Annotated in this window: 27 protein-coding genes; 16 read left to right on the top strand and 11 right to left on the bottom strand. The window is 73.4% G+C overall.

Annotated features, from left to right (window positions below; all coding sequences use genetic code 11):
* Positions 1-34 precede the first annotated feature (34 nt).
* The 4 genes from dgt to ACFOY6_RS09620 all read right to left on the bottom strand — a co-directional run bounded on the left by dgt (position 35) and on the right by ACFOY6_RS09620 (position 5156).
* Entirely contained in the window at positions 35-1345 is a 1311-nt protein-coding gene (gene dgt / locus ACFOY6_RS09635) for a dGTP triphosphohydrolase (protein WP_109516376.1), read from the bottom strand.
* 8 nt (positions 1346-1353) lie between these two features.
* Complete coding sequence (gene rfaE1 / locus ACFOY6_RS09630) at positions 1354-2925, bottom strand: D-glycero-beta-D-manno-heptose-7-phosphate kinase (RefSeq protein WP_245906217.1); 1572 nt, start codon at positions 2923-2925, stop codon at positions 1354-1356.
* 47 nt (positions 2926-2972) lie between these two features.
* Positions 2973-3668, bottom strand: coding sequence for a metallophosphoesterase family protein (locus ACFOY6_RS09625; RefSeq protein WP_109516374.1), 696 nt, complete (start codon positions 3666-3668; stop codon positions 2973-2975).
* A gap of 174 nt (positions 3669-3842) precedes the next feature.
* A complete protein-coding gene (locus tag ACFOY6_RS09620) occupies positions 3843-5156 on the bottom strand; it encodes a PQQ-dependent sugar dehydrogenase (protein ID WP_379632962.1) in 1314 nt (437 codons plus the stop codon).
* A gap of 195 nt (positions 5157-5351) precedes the next feature.
* Here ACFOY6_RS09620 and pqqA point away from each other — a divergent pair, with 195 nt between their 5' ends.
* From pqqA to ACFOY6_RS09590, 6 genes are all read left to right on the top strand, one after another.
* Positions 5352-5429, top strand: coding sequence for a pyrroloquinoline quinone precursor peptide PqqA (pqqA, locus tag ACFOY6_RS09615; RefSeq protein WP_379650412.1), 78 nt, complete (start codon positions 5352-5354; stop codon positions 5427-5429).
* A 13-nt stretch (positions 5430-5442) separates the two neighbouring features.
* Positions 5443-6333, top strand: a complete 891-nt coding sequence (pqqB, locus tag ACFOY6_RS09610; RefSeq protein WP_109516371.1) for a pyrroloquinoline quinone biosynthesis protein PqqB — start codon at positions 5443-5445, stop codon at positions 6331-6333.
* Entirely contained in the window at positions 6327-7058 is a 732-nt protein-coding gene (gene pqqC / locus ACFOY6_RS09605) for a pyrroloquinoline-quinone synthase PqqC (RefSeq protein ID WP_379632966.1), read from the top strand. The genes pqqB and pqqC overlap by 7 nt, the downstream gene beginning before the upstream one ends.
* Complete coding sequence (pqqD, locus tag ACFOY6_RS09600) at positions 7055-7318, top strand: pyrroloquinoline quinone biosynthesis peptide chaperone PqqD (protein WP_109516369.1); 264 nt, start codon at positions 7055-7057, stop codon at positions 7316-7318. The genes pqqC and pqqD overlap by 4 nt, the downstream gene beginning before the upstream one ends.
* Complete coding sequence (pqqE, locus tag ACFOY6_RS09595) at positions 7315-8388, top strand: pyrroloquinoline quinone biosynthesis protein PqqE (protein ID WP_379650376.1); 1074 nt, start codon at positions 7315-7317, stop codon at positions 8386-8388. The genes pqqD and pqqE overlap by 4 nt, the downstream gene beginning before the upstream one ends.
* Positions 8389-8522: 134 nt before the next feature.
* Positions 8523-8837 carry a hypothetical protein gene (locus tag ACFOY6_RS09590; RefSeq protein ID WP_146201851.1) on the top strand — a complete coding sequence of 105 codons (315 nt, stop codon included), beginning with the start codon at positions 8523-8525 and terminating at the stop codon, positions 8835-8837.
* A 40-nt stretch (positions 8838-8877) separates the two neighbouring features.
* Here ACFOY6_RS09590 and pcaF read toward each other — a convergent pair whose 3' ends face one another.
* Genes pcaF through ACFOY6_RS09575 form a run of 3 tightly spaced genes read right to left on the bottom strand, consistent with a single transcriptional unit; the run spans position 8878 to position 11444 of the window.
* Positions 8878-10086 (bottom strand): 3-oxoadipyl-CoA thiolase, encoded by a 1209-nt coding sequence (pcaF, locus tag ACFOY6_RS09585; RefSeq protein WP_379650374.1) that lies wholly within the window; start codon positions 10084-10086, stop codon positions 8878-8880.
* Positions 10087-10095: 9 nt separating this feature from the next.
* On the bottom strand, positions 10096-10749 hold the full coding sequence (locus ACFOY6_RS09580; protein WP_109516365.1) for a 3-oxoacid CoA-transferase subunit B: 654 nt from the start codon (positions 10747-10749) through the stop codon (positions 10096-10098).
* 26 nt (positions 10750-10775) lie between these two features.
* Positions 10776-11444 (bottom strand): 3-oxoacid CoA-transferase subunit A, encoded by a 669-nt coding sequence (locus ACFOY6_RS09575; RefSeq protein ID WP_379632972.1) that lies wholly within the window; start codon positions 11442-11444, stop codon positions 10776-10778.
* A gap of 225 nt (positions 11445-11669) precedes the next feature.
* Between ACFOY6_RS09575 and ACFOY6_RS09570 the strand changes: the two genes are divergently transcribed.
* Together ACFOY6_RS09570 and ACFOY6_RS09565 are read left to right on the top strand one after the other, a co-directional pair.
* Positions 11670-12416, top strand: a complete 747-nt coding sequence (locus tag ACFOY6_RS09570; protein ID WP_379650372.1) for a DUF4336 domain-containing protein — start codon at positions 11670-11672, stop codon at positions 12414-12416.
* A gap of 44 nt (positions 12417-12460) precedes the next feature.
* Positions 12461-12766, top strand: a complete 306-nt coding sequence (locus tag ACFOY6_RS09565; RefSeq protein WP_379632976.1) for a hypothetical protein — start codon at positions 12461-12463, stop codon at positions 12764-12766.
* Positions 12767-12781: 15 nt separating this feature from the next.
* Here the strand turns inward: ACFOY6_RS09565 and ACFOY6_RS09560 are convergent, their stop codons facing one another.
* Positions 12782-13558 carry an IclR family transcriptional regulator domain-containing protein gene (locus tag ACFOY6_RS09560; protein WP_379650370.1) on the bottom strand — a complete coding sequence of 259 codons (777 nt, stop codon included), beginning with the start codon at positions 13556-13558 and terminating at the stop codon, positions 12782-12784.
* A complete protein-coding gene (locus ACFOY6_RS09555) occupies positions 13551-14402 on the bottom strand; it encodes a helix-turn-helix domain-containing protein (RefSeq protein ID WP_379650368.1) in 852 nt (283 codons plus the stop codon). Before ACFOY6_RS09555 ends, ACFOY6_RS09560 begins: the two co-directional genes overlap by 8 nt.
* 99 nt (positions 14403-14501) lie before the next feature.
* Here ACFOY6_RS09555 and ACFOY6_RS09550 point away from each other — a divergent pair, with 99 nt between their 5' ends.
* From ACFOY6_RS09550 to ACFOY6_RS09535, 4 genes are all read left to right on the top strand, one after another.
* Complete coding sequence (locus ACFOY6_RS09550) at positions 14502-15686, top strand: 4-hydroxybenzoate 3-monooxygenase (protein WP_379650366.1); 1185 nt, start codon at positions 14502-14504, stop codon at positions 15684-15686.
* 81 nt (positions 15687-15767) lie between these two features.
* A complete protein-coding gene (locus ACFOY6_RS09545; protein WP_379650364.1) occupies positions 15768-16613 on the top strand; it encodes a PhzF family phenazine biosynthesis protein in 846 nt (281 codons plus the stop codon).
* A 64-nt stretch (positions 16614-16677) separates the two neighbouring features.
* Complete coding sequence (locus tag ACFOY6_RS09540) at positions 16678-17418, top strand: ABC transporter ATP-binding protein (protein ID WP_379650362.1); 741 nt, start codon at positions 16678-16680, stop codon at positions 17416-17418.
* On the top strand, positions 17415-18215 hold the full coding sequence (locus tag ACFOY6_RS09535; protein ID WP_109516357.1) for an ABC transporter permease: 801 nt from the start codon (positions 17415-17417) through the stop codon (positions 18213-18215). Before ACFOY6_RS09540 ends, ACFOY6_RS09535 begins: the two co-directional genes overlap by 4 nt.
* A gap of 54 nt (positions 18216-18269) precedes the next feature.
* On the opposite strand, the gene ACFOY6_RS09530 is transcribed toward ACFOY6_RS09535, so the two are convergent.
* The gene (locus ACFOY6_RS09530; RefSeq protein WP_146201850.1) at positions 18270-18584 is read right to left on the bottom strand and encodes a hypothetical protein; all 315 of its coding nucleotides are present in this window, start codon (positions 18582-18584) and stop codon (positions 18270-18272) included.
* Between the two features lie 165 nt (positions 18585-18749).
* Between ACFOY6_RS09530 and ACFOY6_RS09525 the strand changes: the two genes are divergently transcribed.
* The 3 genes from ACFOY6_RS09525 to ACFOY6_RS09515 all read left to right on the top strand — a co-directional run bounded on the left by ACFOY6_RS09525 (position 18750) and on the right by ACFOY6_RS09515 (position 22536).
* Positions 18750-19382, top strand: coding sequence for a histidine phosphatase family protein (locus ACFOY6_RS09525; protein ID WP_379650359.1), 633 nt, complete (start codon positions 18750-18752; stop codon positions 19380-19382).
* A 94-nt stretch (positions 19383-19476) separates the two neighbouring features.
* Positions 19477-20331, top strand: coding sequence for a lipid-binding SYLF domain-containing protein (locus ACFOY6_RS09520; RefSeq protein ID WP_379650357.1), 855 nt, complete (start codon positions 19477-19479; stop codon positions 20329-20331).
* 126 nt (positions 20332-20457) lie between these two features.
* On the top strand, positions 20458-22536 hold the full coding sequence (locus ACFOY6_RS09515; RefSeq protein ID WP_379650355.1) for a methyl-accepting chemotaxis protein: 2079 nt from the start codon (positions 20458-20460) through the stop codon (positions 22534-22536).
* Between the two features lie 21 nt (positions 22537-22557).
* Here ACFOY6_RS09515 and ACFOY6_RS09510 read toward each other — a convergent pair whose 3' ends face one another.
* Positions 22558-23430 carry an NUDIX hydrolase gene (locus tag ACFOY6_RS09510; RefSeq protein WP_109516424.1) on the bottom strand — a complete coding sequence of 291 codons (873 nt, stop codon included), beginning with the start codon at positions 23428-23430 and terminating at the stop codon, positions 22558-22560.
* Between the two features lie 193 nt (positions 23431-23623).
* Between ACFOY6_RS09510 and ACFOY6_RS09505 the strand changes: the two genes are divergently transcribed.
* On the top strand, positions 23624-25461 hold a 1838-nt coding region (locus ACFOY6_RS09505), incomplete at its 3' end, for an ABCB family ABC transporter ATP-binding protein/permease (RefSeq protein WP_379650352.1).

Here is a 25461-nt window from a genome sequence, read left to right as displayed (position 1 = left end):
CGGGTGCAAGGGAGGGGAGCCGCTGGCTCCCCTCTCACAGCCCACGCAGCCGGGCGGCGAGATGGGCGGCGTAGTTGTCGGTCATGCCCGCCACGAAGTCGATCGCGCAGCGGATCGTCTCGCTCGGGGAGAAGCCCGGCTTCGGGTGGTAGTCCTGCATCAGCGAGAGCGCCTGCCGGGGGCGCGAGGGAATGTCGTCGAAGCCGTGCCGCGCCACCGCCAGGCAGGCTTCCAGGAACACCGCCAGCGTCTTCTCCAGCACGTCCCAGGCGCCGATCTCGAACTCGGCCTTGCGCGGGTGGAAGTAGAGCGTGTCGCGGTTGGTGTCCTGCACGGCGCGGAACAGCCCGCGCAGCTCCGCCTCGCACAGCCCGATCAGCGACTCGCCCGCCGGCATCGCGCCGGCCATGAAGCGCGGGTGGTGTTCGCAATAGGCTTCCGTGACGGCGCCGATCAGCCGGCCGATGGCGCCGGAGCGCAGCAGCGCCACCTTCTGCGCCTCGGTGTCCTCATCCGCCAGCCGGCCGGCCTCGACCCGTGCCAGGGGCGCCACCAGGGCCTCGTAGGTGGCGTAGGGGACGATCTGCAGCTCCACCGCGTCCTCGAGGTCGGCGAGGCCGTAGGTGATGTCGTCCGCCGCCTCCATCAGCCAGACGGCCGGGTGGCGGGCATGGGCGCCGCCCAGGCCGCAGGCGGCGGTGACGGCGGCGAAGGCCTCGCGCTCGGTGGCGAAATGGTTGAACTTCACGCCCGCCCGGCCCTGCCGCGCGGCGCGGGGGTCCAGGGCATCCCAGGGATATTTCAGGAAGGCGCCGAGGCTGGCGGAGGTCAGCTTCAGCCCGCCGCGCTCGCGGTAGCCATCGGCCCGTGTCAGGATGCGGAAGCCCTGGGCGTTGCCGTCGAAGAAGCGCAGGTCCTCGTCCAGCCCCAGCCCGCTGGGGCGGCCCTCGGCCTCCATCCAGCGCGCCATGAAGGTGGCGATCACCTCCTCCCCGGCATGGCCGAAGGGCGGGTTGCCGATGTCGTGCGCCAGGCAGACGGCCTGCACGAGATAGCCCAGGTCGTCCGGCGTGTGGCCGGCCGCGCGCAGCTCGCCCGCCAGCCGGGAGCCCACGGCGAAGCCCAGCGAGCGGCCCACCGAGGCCACCTCCAGCGTGTGCAGCAGGCGGTTGCGCACATGCGCGTTGAAAGGCAGGGGGTGGACCTGGGTCTTCTGCTGCAGCCGCCGGAAGGGGCGGCTGAAGACGATGCGGTCCTGGTCGATCTGGAAGGCGTTGCGGTTGGGGGCCGGCCGGGCCGCGTCCGAGAGGAAGCGGCGCCTCTCGAACAGCGTTTCCCAGCGCATGGGGCGGTTCAGCCCCGCATCCGCGCCACGGTGGCGGTGGTGGAATTGCCCGGCAGCAGCGCCGCCAGCTTCACCACGCCCCCCCATTCCTGCACCAGCTCGCCACCCACCACCTGGTCCACCGTGTAGTCGGCGCCCTTCACCAGCACGTCCGGGCGCAGCAGCTCGATCAGCTCCACCGGCGTGTCCTCCTCGAAGACCGTCACCAGGTCGACGGTGGCCAGCGAGGCCAGCACGGCGGCGCGCGCCGCCTCGGGCTGGATCGGGCGCGCCGGGCCCTTCAGCCGCTTGACGCTGGAATCGGCGTTGACGCCCACCACCAGCCGGTCGCACCAGGAGCGGGCCTGCTCCAGCAGGTGCACATGCCCGGGGTGCAGCAGGTCGAAGCAGCCATTGGTGAAGCCCACGCGCCAGCCGCGCTGGCGCCAGCGCTCCACCTGCTCGGCCGCGGCGGCGCGGCGCAGCACCTTGCGCAGCGCGCCGCGCTCGGGAGTGAGGGCCTCCAGCAGGTCGGCCTCGCGCGCCACGGCGGTGCCCACCTTGCCCACCACCAGCCCGCCGGCGATGTTGGCGATGCGCGCCGCCAGCGGCAGCGGCAGCCCGGCCGCGTAGCCGGCGGCCAGCACCGCCACCACCGTGTCGCCCGCGCCGGAGACGTCGTGCACCTCCGGCGCCTCGGCCGGCAAGTGGTGCACCACGTCGCCCTCCAGCAGCGTCATGCCATCCTCGGAGCGGGTGACGAGCACGGCGGGGAAGCCATGGTGCCGTTGCAGCGCCCGCGCGGCGGCGACGATCTCCTCCTCCGTGTCCACCGGCATGCCGGTGGCCAGCGCCAGCTCGGCGCGGTTGGGGGTGATCACGTCGGCCCCCGCGTAGCGGGAGAAATCCTCGCCCTTCGGGTCCACCACGATGCGGCGGCCGGCGGCCTTGGCGGCGGCGATCAGCCGCTCCGGCACGTCGCCCGCCAGCACGCCCTTGCGGTAGTCGGAGAGCACCATCACCGAGGTGGCGGCCACCGTGTCGGTGGCGATGCGCACCAGCCGGTCCGCGAGGCGCGGATGCACGGCGCGGGCGATCTCGTGGTCGGCCCGCAGCATCTGCTGCCCGTTGGCGATGAAGCGGGTCTTGGTGGTGGTGGCGCGGCCGCCCTGAACCAGCAGCCAGGGCTCGACGCGCGGCTGGCCGCCGATCAGCCCGGTCAGGTCGCTGCCCGCCTGGTCGTCGCCCACCACGGAGAGGAAGGCCACCGCCGCGCCCAGCGCGGTGAGGTTGCGCACCACGTTGCCGGCGCCGCCGGGCATGGCCACCTCGCGCTCCACCCCCAGCACCGGGACCGGCGCCTCCGGGCTGATGCGCGTGACGCGGCCATAGACGTAGCGGTCCAGCATGGCGTCGCCCACCACCAGGACGGAGGCGCGCTTGAGCTGCCGCACGGCCTCGGCGAGGTCGGCGGCGTCCACGGGGGTTCCGGTCTCCGGCGGAGATTCCACCGGCGAGGCGGCGGCGCCGTCCTGCGGGGAGGCCGGGAGGGCGCCGGGGAGGGCGCCCGGAGGGGCAGAGGGGGGCACGGGGCCTTGCATTGGCAAGCTGCCTAGCGCAGCCCTGCGGCCACGCGCAAGGCGCCCTCTCATACGGAGAGGAAACGAAGTTGCGCGGCTTCCAGCACCAGGCAGGTCAGCGGTCCGCCGGCGACCGCCCCGGTGTCGATGCCGATGCGGTTCGGGCGCAGCTCCGGCGCGCGGCAGGGGGTGTGCCCGTGCACCACCACCTTGGGCAGCGGGCGGGGCCAGGAGAGGAAGGGCTCGCGGATCCACAGCAGGTCCTGGTTGCGCTGCGCCGCCAGCGGCCGGCGCGGATCGATGCCGGCATGGACAAAAAGATAATCCCCCGCCTCCCATCGCAGCGGCATGGTGGCCAGCAGCGCCCGGTGCCGCAGCGGCAGCACCGGCGGCCCCTGGCAGACGCCATAGCTGGAGAGAGTGGCGTCGCCGCCATTCCACAGCCAGACATCCTCGGCCACCGTGCCGGGGCCGGCGGCGAGCGAATCCAGCATCATCGCCTCGTGGTTGCCACGCAGATGGACACGCTCGGCGCCGGGCACGGGGCTTTCGCCGCAGAGCCGGTCGAGCACCGCGGCGCTGTCCGGGCCGCGGTCCACATAGTCGCCGAGATGCACCAGGGCGCAGCGCTCGGCCGGGCGGCGGGCCCAATCCTCCGCCACCATCGCGTGCAGCCTGGCCAGCTTCGTGGCGCAGCCATGCACATCACCGATGGCGTAGACCCTGAGGCCGGGGGGTAACCGGCCGGGCGCCGGAATGGACATGAAGGAACACACCGGACAAGCGAAGCCTGCACGCGCCATGCGCGAGGCGGGACGCCACTATAACCATCGGCCGGCCGTTCCGTTGTCGGCACCCGTCATCACGCGCTGCGGCGCAGCGCGCGAGGCCAGGGACAGTGGCAGGGGCAGGGACAGGGGCAGGGGCAGCCCCCCGGCTCAGCGGGCGGGGGCGACCCGCCAGATGCGGTTGCCCGCGTCGTCCGTCACCAGCAGGGCGCCGCGGCCGTCCTCGATGACGCCGACCGGCCGGCCATAGGTCTCGCCCGTTCCGCTGTCGGGCATGAAGCCGGTGAGGAAGGGCTCCAGCGGCCCGCTCGGCCGGCCATCGGCGAAGGGGATGAAGGCGAGCTGGTAGCCGGAGAAGGGCACCCGGTTCCAGGAGCCGCGCTGCGCCACGAAGGCGCCGCCCCGGTAGCGGGCGGGGAAGCCATCCCCCTGGCGCAGGAAGGCGAGGCCGATCGAGGCGGTGTGGCTGCCCACCGCGTAGTCCGGCTTGAGGCTCTGCGCCACCAGGTCGGGCCGCTCCTGGGCCATGCGCGGGTCCGGGTTGCGGCCCCAATAGGCATAGGGCCAGCCATAGAAGCCGCCTTCCCGCACGCTGGTGATGTAGTCCGGCACCAGGTCGTCGCCGATGTTGTCGCGCTCGTTCACGGCGGTCCAGAGGGCGCCGGTCTGCGGCTCCCAGTCCAGCCCGTTCGGGTTGCGCAGGCCGTGGGCGAAGATGCGCTGGCTGCCGCCCTCCGGGTCGATCTCGAGGATGGCGGCGCGGCGCGCCTCGCGCTCCATGCCGAACTCGCCATTGTTGCTGGCGGAGCCCACCGTGACATAGAGCTTCCGCCCGTCCGGCGCGGCGACGACGTTGCGCGTCCAGTGGTTGTTGTAGCCGCCGGCGGGCAGGTCCAGCAGGCGCTGGGCGGTGGCGGGGTCGATGCGGTCGCCGCCCGGCGTGTAGCGGTAGCGCATCAGCGCGTCGGTGTTGGCGATGTAGAGCCAGCCATTCTGCCACAGCATCCCGAAGGGCTGGTTCAGCCCGGTGAGCAGCACCTGCCGCGTCTCCGCCACGCCGTCGCCATCGGCGTCGCGCAGCAGGGTGACGCGGTTGGCGCTTTCGCCGGCGATGGTGCCGGCGGCGCGCTGCTTCTCCAGCTTCTCGCGGTCCTCGGCATTCTCCGGCGGCTTGGGCACGGTGCGCGCCTCGGCCACCAGGATGTCGCCATTCGGCAGGCGGTGCATCCAGCGCGGGCTGTCCAGCCCGGTGGCGAAGGCATTGACGGTGAAGCCCTCCGGCGCGCGGGGCGTCACCCCGTCCGGCCAGCCCAGCTGGCGGGAGTAGTTCTGCACCGCGTGGCTCAGGTCGGGCGGCGGCAGGTGGGGGTCGGGGCCCGTCGCCGCCGGGGCGCGGCCGGCCCAGGCGCCGAGGGAGAGGCCCAGGGCGGAGCCCAGCAGAAGGCGGCGGGAGGGTGCGGCCATCGGGGAGGATCTCCTGCGAAGGGTCGGCGATGCCAGTGCAACGACGCCGCCATGGCCCGGTTGGAGCGCCTCGCGCCGCCGTGACCAAGCGGGGAGGGTGTGAAACCCCCCGCCGCGCCGCCACGTTGGGCCGGTGTGGCCGCACCCCTCCGGTGCGGGCCCGCAGCGTCCCGTCCCGACCGCCAGGAGGCCCTCATGAAGCGTTGGACCAAGCCCCGCATCGTCACCCTCTGCACCGGCATGGAGATCAACTCCTACGCCACCGCCGAGTAATCCCGGGCGGGAGATGCGGCTCATCATCCTGGGCTCGGCGGCGGGTGGCGGCTTTCCGCAATGGAACTGCGCCTGCGAGAATTGCCGGCTGGCCTGGGCGGGCGATCCCCGCCTCTCCCCCCGCACCCAGTCCGCCCTGGCGGTGGCGCTGGCCGATGGCACCTGGCTGCTGGTGAACGCCTCGCCGGATGTGCTGCGGCAGATCGCCGCCACCCCGGCCCTCCAGCCGGGGGCGGCGCCGCGGCACAGCCCCATCGCGCAGGTGCTGCTGACCAGCGGCGAGATCGACCACATCGCCGGGCTGCTCTCGCTGCGGGAGCGGCAGGGCTACGGGCTGCGCGCCACCCCGCGCGTGCTCGGCATCCTGCGCGACAACAGCATCTTCGAGGCGCTGAGCCCCGGGCATGTGCGGCGCGCGCCGCTGGCCCTGGGCGAGGCGTGGGAACTGCCGGGGCTGACGCTGCGGCTCTTCGCCGTGCCGGGCAAGCCGCCCCTCTACCTGGAGGCGGGCACTACTGCGGATGCGGAGGACACGGTGGCGGTGGAGCTCACCGCGCCCGATGGCCGGCGCGCCTACTACATCCCCGGCTGCCATGCCGTGACCCCGGAGCTGCGCGCGCGCCTCGATGGCGCCGCGCTGCTGCTGTTCGACGGCACGGTCTGGACCGATGACGAGTTGCGCCGCGCCGGCGTCGGCGAGAAGACCGGCCGCCGCATGGGCCACCAGCCGCTCTCGGGCGAGGATGGCTCGCTGGCGGCGCTGGCCGGGCTGGCGATCGGCCGGCGTGTGCTCGTGCACATCAACAACACCAACCCGCTGCTGCGGTCCGATTCGGCGGAGCGCGCCCAGGCCGCCGCGCTGGGCTGGGCGGTGGCGGAGGACGGCATGGAGCTGGCATGGTGACGCGGCCGATGACGCCCGACGAACTCGAGGCCGCGCTGCGGCGGATCGGCGCCGAGCGCTACCACAACCTGCACCCCTTCCACCGCCTGCTGCATGAGGGGCGGCTGGACAAGGGGCAGGTGCAGGCCTGGGCGCTGAACCGCTACTACTACCAGAGCCGCATCCCGCTGAAGGACGCCGCCTTCCTCTCCCGCGCCGAGGACCCGGCGCTGCGCCGCGAATGGCGCCGCCGCATCGAGGACCATGACGGCACGGACGGCACGGATGGCGGCATCAACCGCTGGCTGGCGCTGACCGACGGGCTGGGGCTGGACCGCGCCGATGTCGAGGCCGGGCGCGGCATCCTGCCCGCCACGCGCTTCGCGGTGGATGCCTATGTGCGCTACGTGCGCGACAAGTCGCTGCTGGAGGCGGTGGCTTCCTCGCTGACCGAGCTGTTCTCGCCCACCATCATCTCCGAGCGCGTCTCGGGCATGCTGCGGCACTACGACTTCATCAGCGAGGACACGCTGCGCTATTTCGGCCACCGCATGACGCAGGCGCCGCGCGATTCCGACTTCGCGCTGGATTTCGTCAAGCGCGAGGCGCGCACGCCGGAGCAGCAGGAGCAGGTGCTGGAGGCGCTGCGCTTCAAGTGCGACGTGCTCTGGGCGCAGCTCGACGCGCTGCACCACGCCTATGTCACGCCCGGGCTGGTCCCGCCCGGCGGCTTCCGGCCCCGATGAGCGAGGCCCCCCGCCTCTCGCCGCACGCCCGGCTGCGGCACGATGCGGCACGCGGCCAGTGGGTGCTGCTGGCGCCCGAGCGCGTGCTGGTGCTGGACGAGACCTCCCACGCCATCCTGGCCCTGCTGGACGGCACGCGGGACGTCGCCGCCATCGCCGCGCAGCTCGCCGCCGAATACGATGCGCCGGCGGAGGAGATCGCCGCCGACGTGGCGGCGGTGCTGGACGATCTCCGCGCGCAGGGGCTGGTGCGGCCGTGAGCGGGAGCATCCCGCCGCCGATCGGGCTGCTGGCGGAGCTGACGCATCGCTGCCCGCTGGGCTGCCCCTACTGCTCCAACCCCACCGATCTCGAGAAGCGCGGCGCCGAGCTGGACACCGCCACCTGGCAGCGGGTGATGCGCGAGGCGGCCGCGCTCGGCGTGCTGCAACTGCATCTCTCGGGCGGCGAGCCGGCGGCGCGGCCGGACCTGGAGGCCATCACCGCCACCGCCGCCGAGGCGGGGCTCTACACCAACCTCATCACCTCCGGCGTGCTGCTGAACGGTGCCCGGCTGCGCGCCCTGGCCGATGCCGGGCTGGCGCATGTGCAGCTCAGTCTGCAGCACGCCGAGGCGGCGGCGGCCGACCGCATCGGCAATTTCCGCGGCGGCCATGCCCGCAAGCTGGCGCTGGTTGAGGGCATCCACGCCGCCGGGCTGGCGCTGACCATCAACGTGGTGCTGCACCGGGGCAACCTGGATTCGGTGGAGGCGATGATCGCGCTGGCGGAAAGGCTCGGCGCCGGGCGGCTGGAGATCGCGCACACCCAGTACCATGGCTGGGCGCTGCGCAACCGCGCGGCGCTGATGCCGAGCGCCGCGCAGGTGGCGGAATCGCGCGCCACCGTGCTGGCGGCGCGGGAGCGGCTGCAGGGCCGCATGGCGATCGACTTCGTGGCGCCGGACTACCATGCCAGCCGCCCCAAGGCCTGCATGGGCGGCTGGGGCCGGCAGTTCCTGAACGTGACGCCGAGCGGCGCCGTGCTGCCCTGCCACGCCGCCGAGACCATCCCCGGCCTCAGCTTCCCGCGCGTGACGGAACAGTCGCTGGCCGAGATCTGGTATGGCGCGGAGGCCTTCAACCGCTTCCGCGGCACCGCCTGGATGCCGGAGCCCTGCCGCTCCTGCGACCGGCGGGAGGTGGATTGGGGCGGCTGCCGCTGCCAGGCGCTTGCCCTGACCGGCGACGCCACCCAGGCCGACCCGGCCTGCGCCCTCTCGCCGCACCGCGCCGCCCTGCTGGCCGCGCTGGAGGCGCCGGCGGAAGACAGCTTGGCCTTCCGCCGCTGAGGCGACAGGAAGGCAGGCGTTCCGGGCCGCGGGACCGCGCCCGCAGCGTTGATGCCATTGCCCCTGCCGCGGCCGAAACTTCAACCCGCCCTGCCGCGTAGATCTGTTCGCCCCCAAGACGAAGGAAGCGGATGATGCGCCCCTGCCTGATCATCGCTGCCGGCATCCTCGCGGCCGCGCCCCTGGCGTCCCTGTCGCCGGCCCGGAGCGCCGAGCCTCTCCGGATGACCGCCTGCCCCTCCCGCGAGAAGACGGAGCAGATCCTCCAGAGCGGCGGCAATCTCAACCCCGATGGCTGCCGCACCGTGACCGTCACCCGCGTCGATTCCCCCGCCGGCCCGGTCTGCGTCATGAATTTCGGCGAGAGCCAGGGTATCGTTGGCGCCATCACCAGCGCGGCGGTGCCGACCGAGTGGTGGACATCCTGCGAGAATCTCCGCCAGCCCTGACGGCGTAGGGGCTGGAAGCGGGGGAGCGGCCCCGGAGGGCTCACACCCGCTCCAGCACCATGGCGATGCCCTGGCCGACGCCGATGCACATCGTCACCAGCGCGTAGCGCGCCTCGCGGTGGTGCAGCTCGGCCACCGCCGTCTGCACCAGCCGCGCGCCGGACATGCCGAGTGGATGGCCGAGCGCGATGGCGCCGCCATTCGGGTTCACATGCTCGGCGTCGTCCGGCAGGCCGAGGTCGCGCGTCACGGCGAGGGCCTGGGCGGCGAAGGCCTCGTTCAGCTCGATCACGTCGATGTCGGAGAGGTCGAGGCCGGCCCTGTCCAGCACCTTGCGGGTGGCGGGCGCCGGGCCGAAGCCCATGATGCGCGGCGGCACGCCGGCGGTGGCGCAGGCCACCACGCGGGCGCGCGGCACCAGGCCGTGCGTGGCCGCCGCCGCCTCGCTGGCCAGCAGGATGGCGCAGGCGCCGTCATTCACGCCCGAGGCGTTGCCCGCCGTCACCGTGCCGCCCTCGCGGCGGAAGGGGGCGGGCAGGCGCGCCAGCATCTCCGGCGTGGTGTCCGGGCGGGGGTGCTCGTCCTGCCGCACGATCACCGGCCCGCCCTTGCGGCGGCGGATCTCGACGGGGACGATCTCCTCGGCGAAGCGGCCGATCTCCATGGCGCGCCTGGCCCGCTGCTGGCTGCGGAAGGCGAAGGCGTCCTGGTCGGCGCGGCCGATCTGGAAATCGGCCGCGACGTTCTCCGCCGTCTCCGGCATGGATTCGGCGCCGTACTGCGCCCGCATCAGCGGGTTGACGAAGCGCCAGCCGATGGTGGTGTCGTACATCTCCGCCTGCCGGCCGAAGGGCTCGGCGTTCTTGCCCATGACGAAAGGCGCGCGCGTCATGCTCTCCACGCCGCCGGCCAGCATCAGCTCCGCCTCGCCGGACTTGATGGCGCGGGCGGCGATGCCGGTGGCGTCCAGCCCCGAGCCGCAGAGCCGGTTGACGGTGCTGCCCGGCACGCCATCGGGCAGGCCGGCCAGCAGCCCGGCCATGCGCGCCACGTTGCGGTTGTCCTCCCCCGCCTGGTTGGCGCAGCCGAGGACGATGTCGTCCAGCGCGCCCCAGTCGAGCCCGCGGTGGCGGGCCATCAGCGCCTTGATCGGCACGGCGGCGAGGTCATCGGCGCGCACCGCCGCCAGCGCGCCGGCATGGCGGCCGATGGGCGTGCGGGCGGCGTCGCAGATGAAGGCGTCACGCATCGCGGTGTGTCAGGCCTTGCGCAGCGGCGCGTCGGTGCGCGCCTGGAGGTCGTCGAAGCTGAGGCCGGGGGCCATGTCCACCACCGCGAAGCCCTGCTCCGTCACGTCCAGCACGGCGAGGTTGGTGTAGACGCGGCGCACGGCGCGCATGGCCGTCAGCGGATAGCCGCAGCGGTGCACCAGCTTGGAGCGGCCCTCCTTGGTGGTGTGCTCCATCACCACCCACAGCCGCTTGGCGCCGGCGGCGAGGTCCATGGCGCCGCCCACGGCAGGGGCGGTGTCGTTGGCCGAGGTCGCCCAGTTGGCGACGTCGCCATTCTCCGCCACCTCGAAGGCGCCGAGCACGCAGAGGTCGAGATGCCCGCCGCGGATCATGGCGAAGCTGTCGGCGTGGTGCACATAGGCGCCGCCGCGCAGCAGCGTCACCTGCTGCTTGCCGGCGTTGATCAGCCAGGGGTCGGCGTCGTCCGGGGCGGGGGCGGGGCCCATGCCCAGCACGCCGTTCTCGGAGTGGAACACCACCTCGCGCTCGGCGGGGACGAAATCGGCCACCAGCGTCGGGATGCCGATGCCGAGGTTGACGTACCAGCCCTCCGGGATGTCCTGCGCCACCCGTGCGGCCATCTGCTTGCGGGAGAGGGGCGTGAAGCTTGTCTCGCTCATGGGGAGGATCCTCTCAGGCCCAAGGGTCAGGCGACAGGGTGCAGCAGGACGCGGTCGACGAAGATGCCGGGGGTGACGACCTCCTCCGGGTCCAGCGTGCCGAGCGGCTCGATCATGTCCACCTGCGCGATGGTGAGCTTCGCGGCCATGGCCATCACCGGGTTGAAGTTGCGGCCCGAGCGCCGGTAGGTGAGGTTGCCCCAGCGGTCCGCCTTGTGCGCCTGGATCAGCGCCACGTCGCCGGGCAGGGCGTGCTCCAGCACGCAGGGGCGGCCGTTGAACTCGGCGGTGGGCTTGCCCTCGGTCAGCAGCGTGCCGTAGCCGGTGGGGGTGTAGAAGGCGGGCACCCCGGCGCCGGCGGCGCGCATCCGCTCGGCCAGCGTGCCCTGCGGCACGATCTCCAGCTCCAGCTTCCCGGCCTTGTACAGCTCCTCGAACACCACCGAGCCGGCGCTGCGCGGGAAGGAGCAGATGATCTTGCGCACCCGCCCCAGCTCCATCAGCCGCGCCAGCCCGACGCGCCCGGCGCCGGCATTGTTGGCGACGATGGTGAGGTCCTTCGCCCCCTGCTCGATCAGCCCGTCAATCAGCGCGTCCGGCTGGCCGACCGAGCCGAAGCCGCCCACCAGCACGGTGGCGCCGTCGGCGAGGCCCTGCATGGCCTCGGCCATGTCGCGCACGGTCTTGTTGATCATCGGATCGTTCCCTCGGGGTGTCCCTGCTGGGTCATGGCGTTCCCTGTTCTTCTTGCGGTGGGCGAGACTAGGTCCGCCATGCGCGGGGCCGCAACGGCGTGCGCTATCCGCACAACGGGCATCCTGGAAGCTCCGGCCGCAACAGCCGCCTCCTCCGGGGCGTTAGCCCCCGGGAACGACCCTGCGCCCGCTTCCTGCTGGCGCATCCGGACAGCAAGGACGCGCATGGCCGAGCCTGCCCATCCCGCCACCTATCCGCCCCTCGATCAGCCGAAGCCGGTGGCGGAGGGGCTCTGGATCGTGGACAGCGGCCCGCTGCGCGTCCTGGGCCTTCCCCTGCCGGTGCGCATGACGGTGCTCCGCCTGCGGGATGGCGGGCTCTGGCTGCACTCGCCCACCCGCCATACCGCCGCGCTGCAGCGCGCGCTGCAGGAGATCGGCCCAATCCGCCACTTGGTCGCGCCCAACATCGCGCACTGGTCCTTCCTGCAGGCCTGGCAGCGCCATTGCCCGGAAGCCAGGATCTGGGCGGCACCGGAGTTGCGGCGGCGCCGCGCCGTGCGGAAATCCCGCCTGCGGCTGGACCACGACCTTGCCGGCGCCGCGCCGGAGCCCTGGGCCGGGGAGATCGAGCAGCGCGTCGTGCCCGGGGCCGGCGGCTTCCGCGAGGTGGCCTTCTTCCACCAGCCGAGCCGCAGCCTGCTGCTGACCGACCTGGTGCAGAACCTGGAGCCCGGCAAGCTGCCGCCCCTGGTGCGCCCCCTGGCGCGGCTGGCCGGCGTCACGGCGCCGGAGGGCGGCACGCCGGCCTATCTGCGCGCCCTGCTGCGCCTGCGCCGCCGGGATGCCGCCGAAGCCGCCCGGCAGATGCTGGCATGGCAGCCGGAGCGGGTGATCTTCGCCCATGGCGCCTGGTTCGAGCTGGACGGCACCGCGGCGCTGCGGCGCGCCCTGTCCTGGCTGCTGCGCTGAGCCGCCCGCCACCCCTGATTCCCCGCAGCAAGGAACACGAAAACATGCCCACCCCTGCCAAGCCCGCCCCGCGCGGCACCCGCGCCCTGACCAGCGCCATCCTGGCCGCCCTGGAGGGCATCCCCGAGGTCCACCGCAAGGCGGCCTTCCGCCACGCCACGGTGGCGGTGCGGGAGAAGCTGATCGCCCAGTCGGAGAAGGCGAAGGCCGCCGCGCGCCGGGCGCCCGCCCTGCCGGGGGCGAAGCGCCGCGCCGCCGTGGCGTCCATCCGGGAGGACACGGCCCGGGAAGACACGGCGAAGCCGCCGCGCGCCACGGCCCGTCGCGGCCGGAGCGCACCGGCCGGCTGAAGGGCAGGGCCGCGCCTAGCCCGGGATGGTCCGCCGCAACTCGGCGGCGGCGTGGAGCAGGGCCGGCAGCAGCCGCTCCCGCAGCACCTCGTCCGGCGCGCGCGCCATCCGCACGCCGATGTTGATGGCGGCGACGCAGCGCCCGCGCTGGTCGCGCACCGGCACGGCAACGGAACGCAGCCCGATCTCCAGCTCCTCGTCGACCAGGGCGTAGCCGCGCGCCCGCGCCTCGCGGATGGCGGCGCGGATCGCGCTGCGGGTGGTGCGGGTGTGGGCGGTGAGCGCGGCGGGGGCGAGGCGCGCCACGAACTGGTCCACCAGCGGCTCCGGCTGGGCGGAGAGCAGCGCCCGCCCCAGCGCGGTGCAATGCGCCGGCAGCCGGCTGCCCACCCCCAGCGCCACGGAGGCGATGCGCGCCGCCGCCGCGCGGGCGATGTAGACCACCTCCGCCCCGTCGAGGATGGCGGCGGAGCAGCTCTCGCCCGTCGCCTCGCGCACGGCGTCGAGCTGCGGCTGGAGCTGCTCGGGCAGGGTGGCGCTGGCCAGCCAGGCGCCGCCCAGCCGCAGCACGCGGGGGGTGAGGGCGAAGCCGCGCCCATCCGCCTCGGCATAGCCCAGCGAGACCAGGGTGAGCAGGCAGCGCCGTGCCGCCGCGCGCGTCATGCCCGTGGCGCGGGCGATCTCGGCGATGCTGGCGCGGCCCTCGCCGGCCTGCCCCGGCAGGGCGTGGAACGCCTCGATCACGGCCAGGCCGCGCGAGAGGCCGCCCAGCAGGTCGCGCGGGCTACCCATCGCGCGCCTGGCCGGGGGTCAGCCCCGTCATGCGGCGGAAGAAGCGCGAGAAATAGGCCGGGTCGCGGAAGCCGAGCCCGTAGCCGATCTCGGCCACCGAGAGGGAGGAGTAGCGCAGGCTGCGCCGCGCCTCGGTGATGCGCCGCTCGTTCAGGATTTGCAGCGGCGTGCGCCCGGCGGCGGCGCGGCAGAGCGCGGCGAGGCGCTTCTCGGAAAGGCCCAGCGCCTTCTGGTAGTCGGCGATCGGGCGCGGCTCGTGGAACCACTGCTCCACCAGGGCGCGGAAGCGGGCGAAGTGCAGCGTGTCGGCGCTGGCGGCGGCGTCCGCCCGCGGCTGCCCGGCGCGCAGCCGCGCCAGAGCGATGAGCAGCAGCCGCAGCTGCGCCGCCAGCGCCGCGCTCCGCCCGGGCCGGTGGGCGGCGAATTCCTCCGCCAGCTCGGCGAAGCGCTGCGGCACGCGGTGGGCAACCAGCGCCGCGGGCTCCAGCGGCAGCAGCAGCGCCGCCTCGGGCAGCGTGTCCTCCGCCAGCAGCTCCGCCGCCCAGGGCAGGGCCAGGCTCAGCACCCAGCCATCCGTGCCGGGCTGGAAGGTGAAGCCGTGGATCACCGCCGGCGGCAGCAGCAGCAGGGCGGGGGCGGCGAAGTCCCGCTCCTGCCCGTCGAACTGCGCGCGGCCGCCGCCCTGCTCGGCCAGCAGCAGTTGCAGCAGGCCGGGATGGCGGTGCGGCGCGATGTGCCAGCCATGCGGCAGGCTGCGGGCGGGGATGGTCTCGATGTGCAGGAAGCGGGAATCCGCCTCATCCCCGGCCTCGCCGTAGAGGAAGAAGCGCGGGACGATCTCCATGGCGGGAAAGTGCCAGGATTTCGCCCTTCCGTCCATTCAGCCGCGCCGGCGGGGCGGGATAGCGTGCCGCCCAAGCAGAAGCCTCCGGAGGAAAAGTCCATGCGCACCCAGGTCGGCATCGTCGGCTGCGGCCCCGCCGGGTTGTTCCTGGCCCACCTCCTGCACCGCGCCGGCATCGAATCCGTCATCCTGGAGAGCCGGAGCCGCGCCGAGGTGGAGGGCACCATCCGCGCCGGCGTGCTGGAGCACTGGCTCGTCGAGATGATGACGGCGATGGGCCTCGGCGCGCGGATGCTGCGCGAGGGGCATTTCCACACCGGCATCACCCTGCAATGGAACCGCCAGCGCCTGCATCTCGACATGGAGGACCTCACCGGCGGCAGGAAGGTGACGGTCTATGCCCAGCACGAGGTGCTAAAGGACCTGATTGCCGCGCGGCTGGCCGATGGCGGCGCCATCCATTTCGGCGTCTCGGCCACCGCCATCCACGCGGTGGACACCGACCGCCCCTTCCTCACCTGGCGCGCCGATGGCGACGGCCCGGAGCAGCGGCTGGATTGCGACTACATCGTCGGCGCCGACGGCTTCCACGGCCCGGGGCGGCAGGCCATCCCGGCCAGCCGCCGCACCGAGTACCAGAAGGTCTATCCCTTCGGCTGGCTCGGCATCCTGGCCCGCGCGCCGCTCTCCTGGCCGGAGCTGATCTACGCCAACCAGGGCGAGGGCTTCGCGCTGCTCTCCACGCGCTCGCCCGAGATCCAGCGCATGTACATCCAGTGCGACCCGGCGGACGACATCGCCCGCTGGTCCGACGACCGCATCTGGGCGCAGCTCGAGGCGCGCCTGTCCACCGACGATGGCTGGGTGCTGCAACGGGGAGAGATCTTCCAGAAGGGCATCATCCCGCTGCGCAGCTTCGTCTGCGAGCCGATGCAGCATGGCCGGCTGTTCCTGGCGGGCGATGCCGCGCACATCGTCCCGCCCACCGGCGCCAAGGGGCTGAACCTGGCGGTGGCCGACGCGGTGGTGCTGGCCCGCGCCCTGGAGGCCCGCTACCGCGACAACCGCACGGAGAGGCTGGACGCCTACAGCGCCACCTGCCTGCGCCGCGTCTGGAAGGGCGAGCGCTTCTCCTGGTCCATGACCACCATGCTGCACCGCAACCCGGATGACAGCCCCTTCGAGCAGCGCATCCACCAGGCGGGGCTCGACCTGCTGCGCAGTTCCCGCGCCGCCGCCACGGCGCTGGCGGAGAACTATGTGGGCCTGCCCTTCGAGGACTGAGCGCCGCCCGGCCGGATGGACAGGCGGGCGGGCCGGGTGGAAGAACAGCGCCGCCCTTCCTCCCGCGCCGGAGCCGCCGCCATGCCGATCCTCGATTTCCAGCAGGTCGATGTCTTTTCCGCCACCCCGCTGAAGGGCAACCCGCTGGCCGTGGTGCTGGGCGCGGACGGCCTTTCCGACGCGCAGATGGCCGCCTTCGCCAACTGGACCAATCTCAGCGAGACCACCTTCCTCCTCCGCCCGACCCTGCCGGAGGCGGATTACCGGGTGCGCATCTTCACCCCGGAGCGGGAGCTGCCCTTCGCCGGCCACCCGACGCTGGGCAGCTGCCATGCCTGGCTGGCGGCGGGCGGGCGGCCCAGGGGGGCGGAGGTGGTGCAGGAATGCGGCGTCGGCCCCGTGCGCATCCGGCGGGGGGAGCGCGGGCAACTGGCTTTCGCCGCCCCGCCGCTGCGCCGCAGCGGGCCGGTGGAGCCCGAGGTGCTGGCGCGCCTCGCCCGCGGGCTGCGCCTGGCGCCGGAAGCCATCGTGGCGGCGGAGTGGATCGTCAACGGCCCGGAATGGGTGGGGGTGCTGCTCCGCTCCCGCGCCGAGCTGCTGGCGATCGAGCCCGATTACGCGGCGCTGGAGGGGCTGTGGCCCGGCGTGGTGGCGCCCTGGGACCCGGCGGTGGACGGGACGGAGGCGCAGTTCGAGCTGCGCGCCTTCATCCCCGGCTCCGCCGTGCCGGAGGACCCGGTGACGGGCAGCCTGAATGCCGGCATCGGGCAGTGGCTGATCGGCAGCGGCCGGGCGCCGGAGCGCTACGTGGCCGCGCAGGGCACGGTGCTGGGCCGCGCCGGCCGCGTCTTCCTGCATCGGGAAGGGGAGACCGTGTGGGTGGGCGGCGCGGTGGTGACGGTGCTCTCCGGACGGGCGGAGCTGTAGGTCAGGCGAAATTGTAACGGCGGCGGGCCTGGGCAAGCGGCGGTGGCTTCCCCTAATCGGGACCATGCAATCCGCCGCCATCCAGGCCGAGGGCCTGACCAAGCGCTACGGCGAGACCACCGCCGTGGAGTCCCTGAGCTTCACCCTGCCGCGCGGCGCCACCTGGGGCCTGCTGGGCGGCAACGGGGCGGGCAAGACCACCACCATCGCCATGCTGCTCGGCCTGCTGGTGCCGAGCGCGGGCCGCGTCTCCGTGCTGGGGCACGACATGGCGCGGGACCGCTTCGCGGCGCTCGCGCGGATGAACTTCTCCTCCCCCTATGTGGCGCTGCCGCACCGGCTGACGGTGGCGGAGAACCTCCGGGTCTATGCCCATCTCTACGGGGTGCGCGGTACCGAGGCGCGCATCGCCGAACTTTCCACGGCCCTGCAACTGGAGGAGATCCTGCACCGCCCGGCGGGCCAGCTCTCGGCCGGGCAGAAGACCCGCGTGGCGCTGGCCAAGGCGCTGGTGAACCGCCCCGAGCTGCTGCTGCTGGACGAGCCCACCGCCAGCCTCGACCCGGACACCGGCGACTGGGTGCGGACATGGCTGGAAAATTATCGTGCCGAAAGCGGCTGCGCCATACTCCTGGCCAGCCACAACATGGCCGAGGTGGAGCGCCTCTGCGGCCATGTGCTGATGATGAAGCGCGGCAGGCTGGTCGATGCGGGCAGCCCTGCCGATCTCGTCGCCCGCTTCGGGCGGGACAATCTGGAGGATGTCTTCCTCGACATCGCCCGCGACCGGAGGGTGGAAGCATGAACGGGGCACCGCGCCGCGTCTGGGGCCTGGTCTACCGGCACCTGGCGCTCTACCGCCGCTCCTGGCCGCGGCTGCTGGAGCTGATGTACTGGCCGGTGCTGCAGATGCTCGTCTGGGGCTTCGTCACCGCCTACCTGGCGGGGGTGCAGCAGAACACGGCCACGGTGGCGGCGGGCGTGCTGCTGGGCGGCGTGCTGCTGTGGGAGGTGGCGCTGCGCAGCCAGATGGGCTTCGCCCTCTCCTTCCTGGAGGAGGTCTGGAGCCGCAACCTCGGCCATATCTTCGTCAGCCCCCTGCGGCCGGGGGAGCTGGTGGCGGGGCTGATCACCATGGCCACGCTCAGGATGCTGATCGGCGTGCTGCCGGCGGTGGGGCTGGCTTGGCTGCTCTACGGCTTCGGCCTGTTCGGGCTGGGGCCGGTGGTGGTGCTGTTCTTCGCCGCGCTGATGCTGATGGGCTGGGCGGTGGCGCTCGGCGTCACGGCGATGATCCTGCGGCACGGGGCGGGGGCGGAGCCGCTCGCCTGGTCGGTGCTGTTCGGCCTCACGCCCTTCGCCTGCGTGTTCTACCCGATGGCGACGCTGCCGCAGCCGCTGCAATGGGTGGCGCAGGCCATTCCCGCCGCGCATGTGTTCGAGGGGATGCGCGCCGCGCTGCTGGAGGGGCGGGTGGATGGCTGGCACCTCGCCGCCGCCTTCCTGCTGGATGCGCTGTGGCTGGCGCTGCTCGGCCGCGTCTTCATGGCGCAGTTCGAGGCGGCGCGGCGTAGCGGCGCGCTGATGAACATCGGCGAGTGAGCGGGCGGCGCGTGAGCGGGCTGCGGGCGGGGGCGTCCCGCCGCCCCGCCCGCCTCAGCCGAACCAGAAGCGGTCCGGCACGGCGGCCTGGCTGGCGCGGGCCAGGGCCGCTTCCACCTCGGCGGAAGACTCGGGCGCCGTGGCCTGCAGCCGGTCGGTGTCGAGCCCCAGGCTGAGATCCGGCCGCAGGCTCAGCCGCAGCGCCAGGGCATGTGCCAGCACCCGCATCGCCGCCTGGGTCTGCGGCACCTCCTGCCAGCCGGGCAGGCGCATGCTGAAGGCCAGCCGCGCCGCATGCTCCGCCAGCAGCGGGTGCGGGGGCGCCCAGGCCGGCACGGCCGTGGCGATCGGGGGAGATTCGGGGGGCATCCTGCGCGCCTTCATCCGGTCCGGAGGGGAGGGCGCGGAGGGCCGCGCCGCCACCATCTTCCGGCCTTCAGGGTGAACAGGCGGTGAATGCGCGTGACGGCGGCCGGGGCCGGCCATGCCGTCCCGGCAATTCCGCCGCCGCCCGAAAGGGGCTACAGGTCGGGTGTGACCCCGACCCGCTTCTTCCTGATCCGCCACGCCATCGTCGAGCCCTCGGCGCGTGTCGTGATGTATGGCGACATGGATGTCGCCATCTGTTCCCTGGCCCTGGCGCAGGAGAGCGCCGCCTATGCCTGGCTGGCGGGCCGCCTGCCGGAGGGGGCGCGCTGGTTCCACACCCCGCTCTCGCGCACCCGCGCCACGGCCGAGGCGATCTTCGCCGCCGGCTACCCGACGGCCGCGCTGAGCGTGGAGCCGCGCTTCGCCGAGCAGCATCTCGGCGAATGGCAGGGCATCACCTATGAGGCGCTGGCCCGGCTGCTCTCCGAGCCGCCGCACCCCTTCTGGCCGCATGGCGCCGCCGAGCGGCCGCCGGGCGGCGAGAGCCTGCAGGACGTGATCGGCCGCATCGGCCCGGCGCTGGAGGAGATGGCGGAGCGGCTGGAGGGGATGGACGTGGTGATCGTGGCGCATGGCGGCTCGATCCGCGCCGCGGTGGCGCACGCCATGGGGCTCGACCCGCACCAGGCCTTCCAGTTCTCGGTGAAGAACCTCTCCCTCACCCGGCTGGAGAAGCACGGGGCGCATTGGCGCGTGGCCTCGGTGAATGAGGAGCCGCCGGCCGGCGCGGCGGCCTGAAACCGCCGCGCAAAGCCACGCCTCGCTGCAAGTTGGGCTTGCCACGCCGCAGCCGGAAGGCCATTCCTGGGCAATGGGTTGCCGGAGGACCTTCATGCGGCGTTCGATCTTCGCACCAATCCCCCTTGCCGGGGCCTTGCTGCTGACGACGGCCCTGTGCGCCGGAGGCGCGCGGCCGGCCGCCGCGCAGGTGGAGCAGCAGGCGCTGGTGGACCGCTCCACCCTCGCCGTGCAGGAAATGCTCGGCGCCGCCGGCCCGGCCGATGCCGCCCACTACAATGACGCGGTGACCATGCTGCGCCGGGCGCGCGCCGTCATGGTCTGCCCGCGCGTCTTCCGCGCCGGGTTCATCCTGGGCGGGCAGGGCGGCTCCTGCGTGCTGCTGGCGCGCGACGGCGCGGGCTCCTGGTCCTCGCCCGCCTTCTACAGCCTGGGCTCGGGCAGCCTCGGCTTCCAGATCGGCGTGCAGGACGCCATGGTCATGATGATGGTGCTGACCGACAAGGGCCTCTCCGCCCTGATGGACAGCCAGTTCAAGGTCGGCGCCGACGCCTCCATCGCGGTGGCGACGATCGGCGGCGGCATCGCCGGCTCCACCACCGCGGCGGTGGGGGCGGACATCGTCACCTTCGCCAAGACGCGCGGCCTCTATGCCGGCATCGCGCTGGACGGCTCCCTGCTCTCCACCCGCAGCGACTGGAACCGCGCCTATTACGGCCAGAGCGTCGGCGCGCGGCAGATCGTGGTGGACATGGCCGCCCACAACCCTGGGGCCGACCCGCTGCGCGGCACGCTGATGCGCTTCGGCGGCGCGCCGGCGGCCACCGCCGCCCAGCCCTACCAGCAGCAGCAGCAGCAGCAGCAGCCGCAGAGCTTTCAGCAGCCCGGCTACCAGCCGCCGCCCTCCTACCAGCAGGGTGGCGGCGTGCAGGCCGAGCCGCTGCGCTGATCCGGCCCCTGCGCTGATCCGGCCGCCGCCGGTGCCTTGTCGGCACTGGCGGCCGCGATCTGGTAATTTTCCGTTGATGACTTCGCGCTAAGCTAGGCCCTCTCTGCTGAAGTGGGCTTCGGGCATATGCGCATTCGTACTCTCTTCCTGGCCGGCTTCTGCGCTGTGGCCCTGCCAGGCGCGCTGGCCTCCCTGGTGCTGGCCGGCCAGGCCTTCGGCGACTGGCGGCAGGCCAACCAGGCGATGCTCGATACCCGTGCCCTCAGCGCCCTGCAGCGCGCGCAGACCGCGCTGACCATCGAGGTCGGGCAATATGCCAGCTCCGCCACCAGCCCCGCGCCGGACATGCCGACGCTGCGCGCCGCCGTGCCGGTGGCGGACCAGCAGCTTGCGCTGATGGCGGAGAGGCTGCCCGCCTCCTCGCTCGGGGAGGCGGCGCTGTCGGTGACGCGGCAGCTCACCCAGACCATGGCCACGCTGCGCCGCCGCGCCGAGGCCGAGTTCGTGCGCCCCCTGCCGCAGCGCGACCCCACCCTGGCCACCGATCTGCGGCAGGCGCGCGCCACCCTGATGGATGGCGTGACCGCGCAGGGCGACACGCTGGTCCGCCTGCTGGCGGTGCGCCAGCCGGAGCTGATGCTGCCGCTGGAGCTGGCCCGGGCCGTGATGCAGCAGCGCGACGTGACGGGCCGCAACCTGACCGCGCTCTATGGCTGGGTGAATGGCCTGCCGGTGGAGCGCGCCGCCTTCCATGCCCTGCAGGGCCAGTTGGGCGAGGCCCGGCAATCGCAGCAGAGCGCGCTGCACCTGGTCGATGTGCTGCGCGACCGGCCGCGGCTGCAGGAGGCGGCCGGCCGGTACGGCAGCCTGAACGAGGCGCTGAATGGCCGGATCCGGCAGCTGAGCGACCTGGCGGCGGCGAATCTGGATCGCGTCGCGCCGCCCGGCACCTGGCCTGCCGACAGCAACGCGCTGCGCCGCGAGATCACGCCCATGCAGTTGCGGCTGCTCGACCTGCGCGACGCCGCGCTGGACGAGGCGATGGCGATGACCGAGGAGGCCACCGGCTCCGCCCGGCTGCGGCTGGCGATGGCGCTGGGGCTGGTGGCCCTGACCCTGGCCGTCGTCCTCGGCGGCCTGCTGCTGCTGATGCGCCGCCTGGTGCAGCCGCTGCGGGCGCTCACCGCCACCCTGTCCCGCATCGCCCAGGGCAGCCTGGAGGTGGCCGTGCCCGGCCACGCCCGCACGGACGAGCTGGGCGAGATGGCGCGCGCCATCGAGACGCTGCGCGAGGGCTCGCGGCAGCGGCTGGCGATGCAGCAGGCCCAGCAGCAGGCCCAGCAGGCCGAGCTGGAGCGCGCCAAGCGGGTCGACCTGCTGCTCAACCACTTCGAGGAGGAGACGGCGGGCATGCTGCGCGTGGTCGCCTCCGCCGCCACCGAGCTGGACGCCACCGCCGCCAGTATGGCCGGCATCGCCCAGGACGGCACCCGCCATGCCGGCGACGTGGCGGAGGCCGCCCGGCAGGCCAGCGCCAATGTGCAGACCGTGGCCGCCGCGGCCGAGGAGCTGGCCGCCAGCATCGCCGAGGTGGCGCGCCAGGTGCGCGACGGCGCCGGCCAGGCGCGCTCCGCCGTGGCCGCCGCCGAGCGCGCCGGGCAGACCGTGCGCGGCCTCTCCGACGCCGCCGACCGCATCGGCGACGTGGTGAAGCTGATCGCCGACATCGCCAGCCAGACCAACCTGCTGGCGCTGAACGCCACGATCGAGGCGGCGCGGGCGGGGGAGGCGGGCAAGGGCTTCGCCGTGGTGGCGTCCGAGGTGAAGAACCTGGCCAGCCAGACGGCCAAGGCCACCGAGGAGATCGGCCAGCAGATCGCCGGCATGCAGACCGAGACGCAGCGGACGGTGCAGGCGATCGGCGCCATCGCCGGGATCATCGAGGGGCTGAACCGCGCCACCGCCCAGGTGGCCGAGGCCGCCGGGCAGCAGGCGGAAGCCACGCAGGAGATCGGCCGCGCCGTGGCCGAGGCGGCCACCGGCACGGATGCCGCCTCCCGCCACGCGATGGGTGTCAGCGTCGATGCCGAGCGCACCGGCACCGCCGCCGGCGAGGTGCGCGCCGCCTCCGGCGAGCTGGCGCAGCGCTCCGAGGCGCTGCGCGGGCAGATGGAGCGCTTCCTCAGCGCGATCCGCGCCGCCTGAGGTGTGGCGGCCGGCGCCGCCTCAGGCGCCGGCCTGCAGCCCGTTGCGCAGCGAGTGCCCCTCGGCGCTCGCGGGGTCGATCAGCCCCTCGCGCAGCAGCAGGTCGATCAGCACCAGGTTGACGTTGAACTTCACGCTGTCCGTGTCCCGCACCACCTCCAGCACGCGGGCGATGGGCCACAGCTCGAAATGCTCCACCTCGTCGTCATGCGGGGTGGGGGTGAAGTCCTCGGGCAGCTCCAGGTCGTAGACATGCAGGATGTCGCGCCGCAGCCCGCCATCGGCCTGGCGCATGATGTAGGAGATGCGGCCCGTGGGCCGCGCCCCCGCCACCAGCTCGGGCGGCAGGCCGGCCTCCTCGGCGCCCTCCTTCACCAGCGTCTCCCAGGCATCCAGCCCGGCGGGGGTGCCGCCGGCCACCAGGTTGTCCCACTGGCCGGGCGCCACCGCCTTGTCCCGCGCCCGCTTGCCGATCCAGACATGCAGCCCGTCGGCCCGGCGCACCAGCCCGTTCAGGTGCACCCCCTGCGCCAGCACGCCGAAGGCTGGCACGGCGCCGCGGTCCAGCGTGGCCAGCACCGGCCCTTCGGGCGTCGCGCGCACGTCGAAGGGCTCGCCGCGCACGCGCAGGTAGCCGGCCTTCTCCAGCCCCTTCGCCGCCTCGGCCAGGGCCGCGCCGCGCGCGGCCGCGCCCCGCAGCCGGCCAGCCAGCGAGACGCCCTCGCCATCGAAATGGAAGTCGCGCGGGCGGAAGGCCAGCCAGCGGGCCAGCTCCGGCGACAGCCAGCCGACCTGCTCGGCGCCGATGCGGAAGGGGATCAGCCCAGCGGGCGAGGCCAGGTTGTTGCAGGCGGCGATGTGGCGGGCGAAGCCCGTGGAGGCGGGGATGGGCATGCCCTCCCTCATGCCGCCGCCGCGCGCCGGCGGCAATGCCTTCCGCCCAGCCGGGCCACCCAGCCGGGCCAGCCAGCCGGGCTGGGGGGCGGGCCATGTGCCGGGGGCATGCGCGCCGCCCGGATGCGGCGCGGTGCATTGCCGCTGCCGGTGGCGGGCGCCATGTAACGCCCGACCGACTGGAGATTGCCCCGTGCCCGCTTCCCCTGCCGCGCCGGCCCGTCCGCGCGGCCACTTCCAAACGCTGCTGACCCTCGCCCCCTATCTCTGGCCCCGCAACGAGCCGGGGCTGCGCGCCCGCGTCGTCGTCGCGCTGATCCTCATGGTGCTCGCCAAGGGCGCCAACGTGGTGGTGCCGATCGCCTATGCCCGCGCGGTGGACGCGCTGGGGCCGCAGGCCGGCACCGCCGCCGCCATCGCCACCGTGCCCGTGGCCCTCGTGCTGGCCTATGGCCTGCTGCGCATCACCTCCTCCTGGATGGCGGAGCTGCGCGACGCCGTCTTCACCCGCGTGCAGGCGCGGGCGGGGCGGGTCATCGCGCTCAACGTGTTCCGCCACCTGCACGCCCTGTCGCTCCGCTTCCACCTGGACCGGCAGACGGGCGGCATGAGCCGCGTCATCGAGCGCGGCACGCGGGGCATCAACTTCGTCCTCGACTTCATGCTGTTCAACATCATCCCCACGCTGATCGAGATCCTGCTCGTCGCGGGCATCCTGTGGGGGTTGTTCGACGCCAGCTTCGCCCTCGTCACGCTGCTGACGATCGGGCTCTACATCGCCTTCACCCTGGTCTTTACCGACTGGCGGCTGCGCTTCCGCCGCGCCATGAACGAGATGGACCAGGAGGCCAACACCAAGGCCATCGACAGCCTACTGAACTACGAGACGGTGAAGTATTTCGGCAACGAGAAGCACGAGGAGCGGCGCTACGATTCCTCCCTCGCGCGCTACGAGGCCGCCTACACCCGCTCCGAGGTGACGCTGAACTACCTGAACATGGGCCAGGCGGCGATCATCGCCATCGGCCTGACGGCGGTGATGCTGATGGCCGCGCGCGGCGTCGCCAATGGCAGCATGTCGGTGGGCGATTTCGTGCTGGTGAACACCTACCTGATCCAGCTCTACCTGCCGCTGAACTTCCTGGGCTTCGTCTATCGCGAGCTGAAGCAGGGGCTGGTGGACATGGAGGCCATGTTCACCCTGATGCGCGAGAAGCAGGAGGTGGCCGACGCCCCCGGCGCGCCGCCGCTCGCCGCCGGCCCCGGCGCGCTGGAGTTCCGCGACATCCGCTTCGGCTACCGGCCGGACCGCACCATCCTCAAGGGCGTCTCGCTGAGCGTCCCGGCGGGGCGGACGCTGGCCATCGTCGGCCCCACCGGCGCCGGCAAGTCCACCATCTCGCGCCTGCTGTTCCGCTTCTACGACGCCCAGAGCGGCGAGATCCTGCTCGATGGCCAGGATATCCGGAGCGTGACGCAGGAGAGCCTGCGCGCCGCCGTCGGCGTGGTGCCGCAGGACACGGTGCTGTTCAACGACACCATCCGCTACAACATCGCCTATGGCCGCCCCGGCGCCTCGGAGGAGGAGGTGGTGGCGGCCGCGAAGCTCGCCCAGGTGCATGACTTCGTCCTCCGCCTGCCGGATGGCTACGACACCCGCGTGGGCGAGCGCGGCCTGAAGCTCTCGGGCGGCGAGAAGCAGCGCGTGGCGATCGCCCGCACCATCCTGAAGGACCCGCGCGTGCTGATCCTGGACGAGGCGACGAGCGCGCTCGACACGCGCACCGAGCAGGAGATCCAGGCGGCGCTGCGCGGCGTCTCGGCGGGGCGCACCACGCTGGTCATCGCCCACCGCCTCTCCACCGTGGTGGAGGCGGACGAGATCATCGTGCTGCAGGACGGGCAGATCGCCGAGCGCGGCAACCACACGGCGCTGATGGCGGCCGATGGCCTCTACGCGCAGATGTGGCGCCGCCAGTCCGAGGCCGTGGCGGCGGCGGTGGCGGAGGCGGCGGCGCAGGAGGCGGGCGG

Source organism: Teichococcus aestuarii, from assembly GCF_042651065.1.
GTDB classification, from domain to species: domain Bacteria; phylum Pseudomonadota; class Alphaproteobacteria; order Acetobacterales; family Acetobacteraceae; genus Pseudoroseomonas; species Pseudoroseomonas aestuarii.
Note: the sequence above shows the minus strand (reverse complement) of the source record. Positions and strands in the feature narration are given on the sequence as shown.

Bases quoted from the DNA above. Each gene is read 5' to 3' on its own strand.
- dgt (WP_109516376.1), bottom strand. From the start codon at position 1,345: ATGCGCTGGGAAACGCTGTTCGAGAGGCGCCGCTTCCTCTCGGACGCG.
- rfaE1 (WP_245906217.1), bottom strand. From the start codon at position 2,925: ATGCAAGGCCCCGTGCCCCCCTCTGCCCCTCCGGGCGCCCTCCCCGGC.
- ACFOY6_RS09625 (WP_109516374.1), bottom strand. From the start codon at position 3,668: ATGTCCATTCCGGCGCCCGGCCGGTTACCCCCCGGCCTCAGGGTCTAC.
- ACFOY6_RS09620 (WP_379632962.1), bottom strand. From the start codon at position 5,156: ATGGCCGCACCCTCCCGCCGCCTTCTGCTGGGCTCCGCCCTGGGCCTC.
- pqqA (WP_379650412.1), top strand. From the start codon at position 5,352: ATGAAGCGTTGGACCAAGCCCCGCATCGTCACCCTCTGCACCGGCATG.
- pqqB (WP_109516371.1), top strand. From the start codon at position 5,443: ATGCGGCTCATCATCCTGGGCTCGGCGGCGGGTGGCGGCTTTCCGCAA.
- pqqC (WP_379632966.1), top strand. From the start codon at position 6,327: ATGGTGACGCGGCCGATGACGCCCGACGAACTCGAGGCCGCGCTGCGG.
- pqqD (WP_109516369.1), top strand. From the start codon at position 7,055: ATGAGCGAGGCCCCCCGCCTCTCGCCGCACGCCCGGCTGCGGCACGAT.
- ACFOY6_RS09590 (WP_146201851.1), top strand. From the start codon at position 8,523: ATGCGCCCCTGCCTGATCATCGCTGCCGGCATCCTCGCGGCCGCGCCC.
- pcaF (WP_379650374.1), bottom strand. From the start codon at position 10,086: ATGCGTGACGCCTTCATCTGCGACGCCGCCCGCACGCCCATCGGCCGC.
- ACFOY6_RS09580 (WP_109516365.1), bottom strand. From the start codon at position 10,749: ATGAGCGAGACAAGCTTCACGCCCCTCTCCCGCAAGCAGATGGCCGCA.
- ACFOY6_RS09575 (WP_379632972.1), bottom strand. From the start codon at position 11,444: ATGATCAACAAGACCGTGCGCGACATGGCCGAGGCCATGCAGGGCCTC.
- ACFOY6_RS09570 (WP_379650372.1), top strand. From the start codon at position 11,670: ATGGCCGAGCCTGCCCATCCCGCCACCTATCCGCCCCTCGATCAGCCG.
- ACFOY6_RS09565 (WP_379632976.1), top strand. From the start codon at position 12,461: ATGCCCACCCCTGCCAAGCCCGCCCCGCGCGGCACCCGCGCCCTGACC.
- ACFOY6_RS09560 (WP_379650370.1), bottom strand. From the start codon at position 13,558: ATGGGTAGCCCGCGCGACCTGCTGGGCGGCCTCTCGCGCGGCCTGGCC.
- ACFOY6_RS09555 (WP_379650368.1), bottom strand. From the start codon at position 14,402: ATGGAGATCGTCCCGCGCTTCTTCCTCTACGGCGAGGCCGGGGATGAG.
- ACFOY6_RS09550 (WP_379650366.1), top strand. From the start codon at position 14,502: ATGCGCACCCAGGTCGGCATCGTCGGCTGCGGCCCCGCCGGGTTGTTC.
- ACFOY6_RS09545 (WP_379650364.1), top strand. From the start codon at position 15,768: ATGCCGATCCTCGATTTCCAGCAGGTCGATGTCTTTTCCGCCACCCCG.
- ACFOY6_RS09540 (WP_379650362.1), top strand. From the start codon at position 16,678: ATGCAATCCGCCGCCATCCAGGCCGAGGGCCTGACCAAGCGCTACGGC.
- ACFOY6_RS09535 (WP_109516357.1), top strand. From the start codon at position 17,415: ATGAACGGGGCACCGCGCCGCGTCTGGGGCCTGGTCTACCGGCACCTG.
- ACFOY6_RS09530 (WP_146201850.1), bottom strand. From the start codon at position 18,584: ATGCCCCCCGAATCTCCCCCGATCGCCACGGCCGTGCCGGCCTGGGCG.
- ACFOY6_RS09520 (WP_379650357.1), top strand. From the start codon at position 19,477: ATGCGGCGTTCGATCTTCGCACCAATCCCCCTTGCCGGGGCCTTGCTG.
- ACFOY6_RS09515 (WP_379650355.1), top strand. From the start codon at position 20,458: ATGCGCATTCGTACTCTCTTCCTGGCCGGCTTCTGCGCTGTGGCCCTG.
- ACFOY6_RS09510 (WP_109516424.1), bottom strand. From the start codon at position 23,430: ATGCCCATCCCCGCCTCCACGGGCTTCGCCCGCCACATCGCCGCCTGC.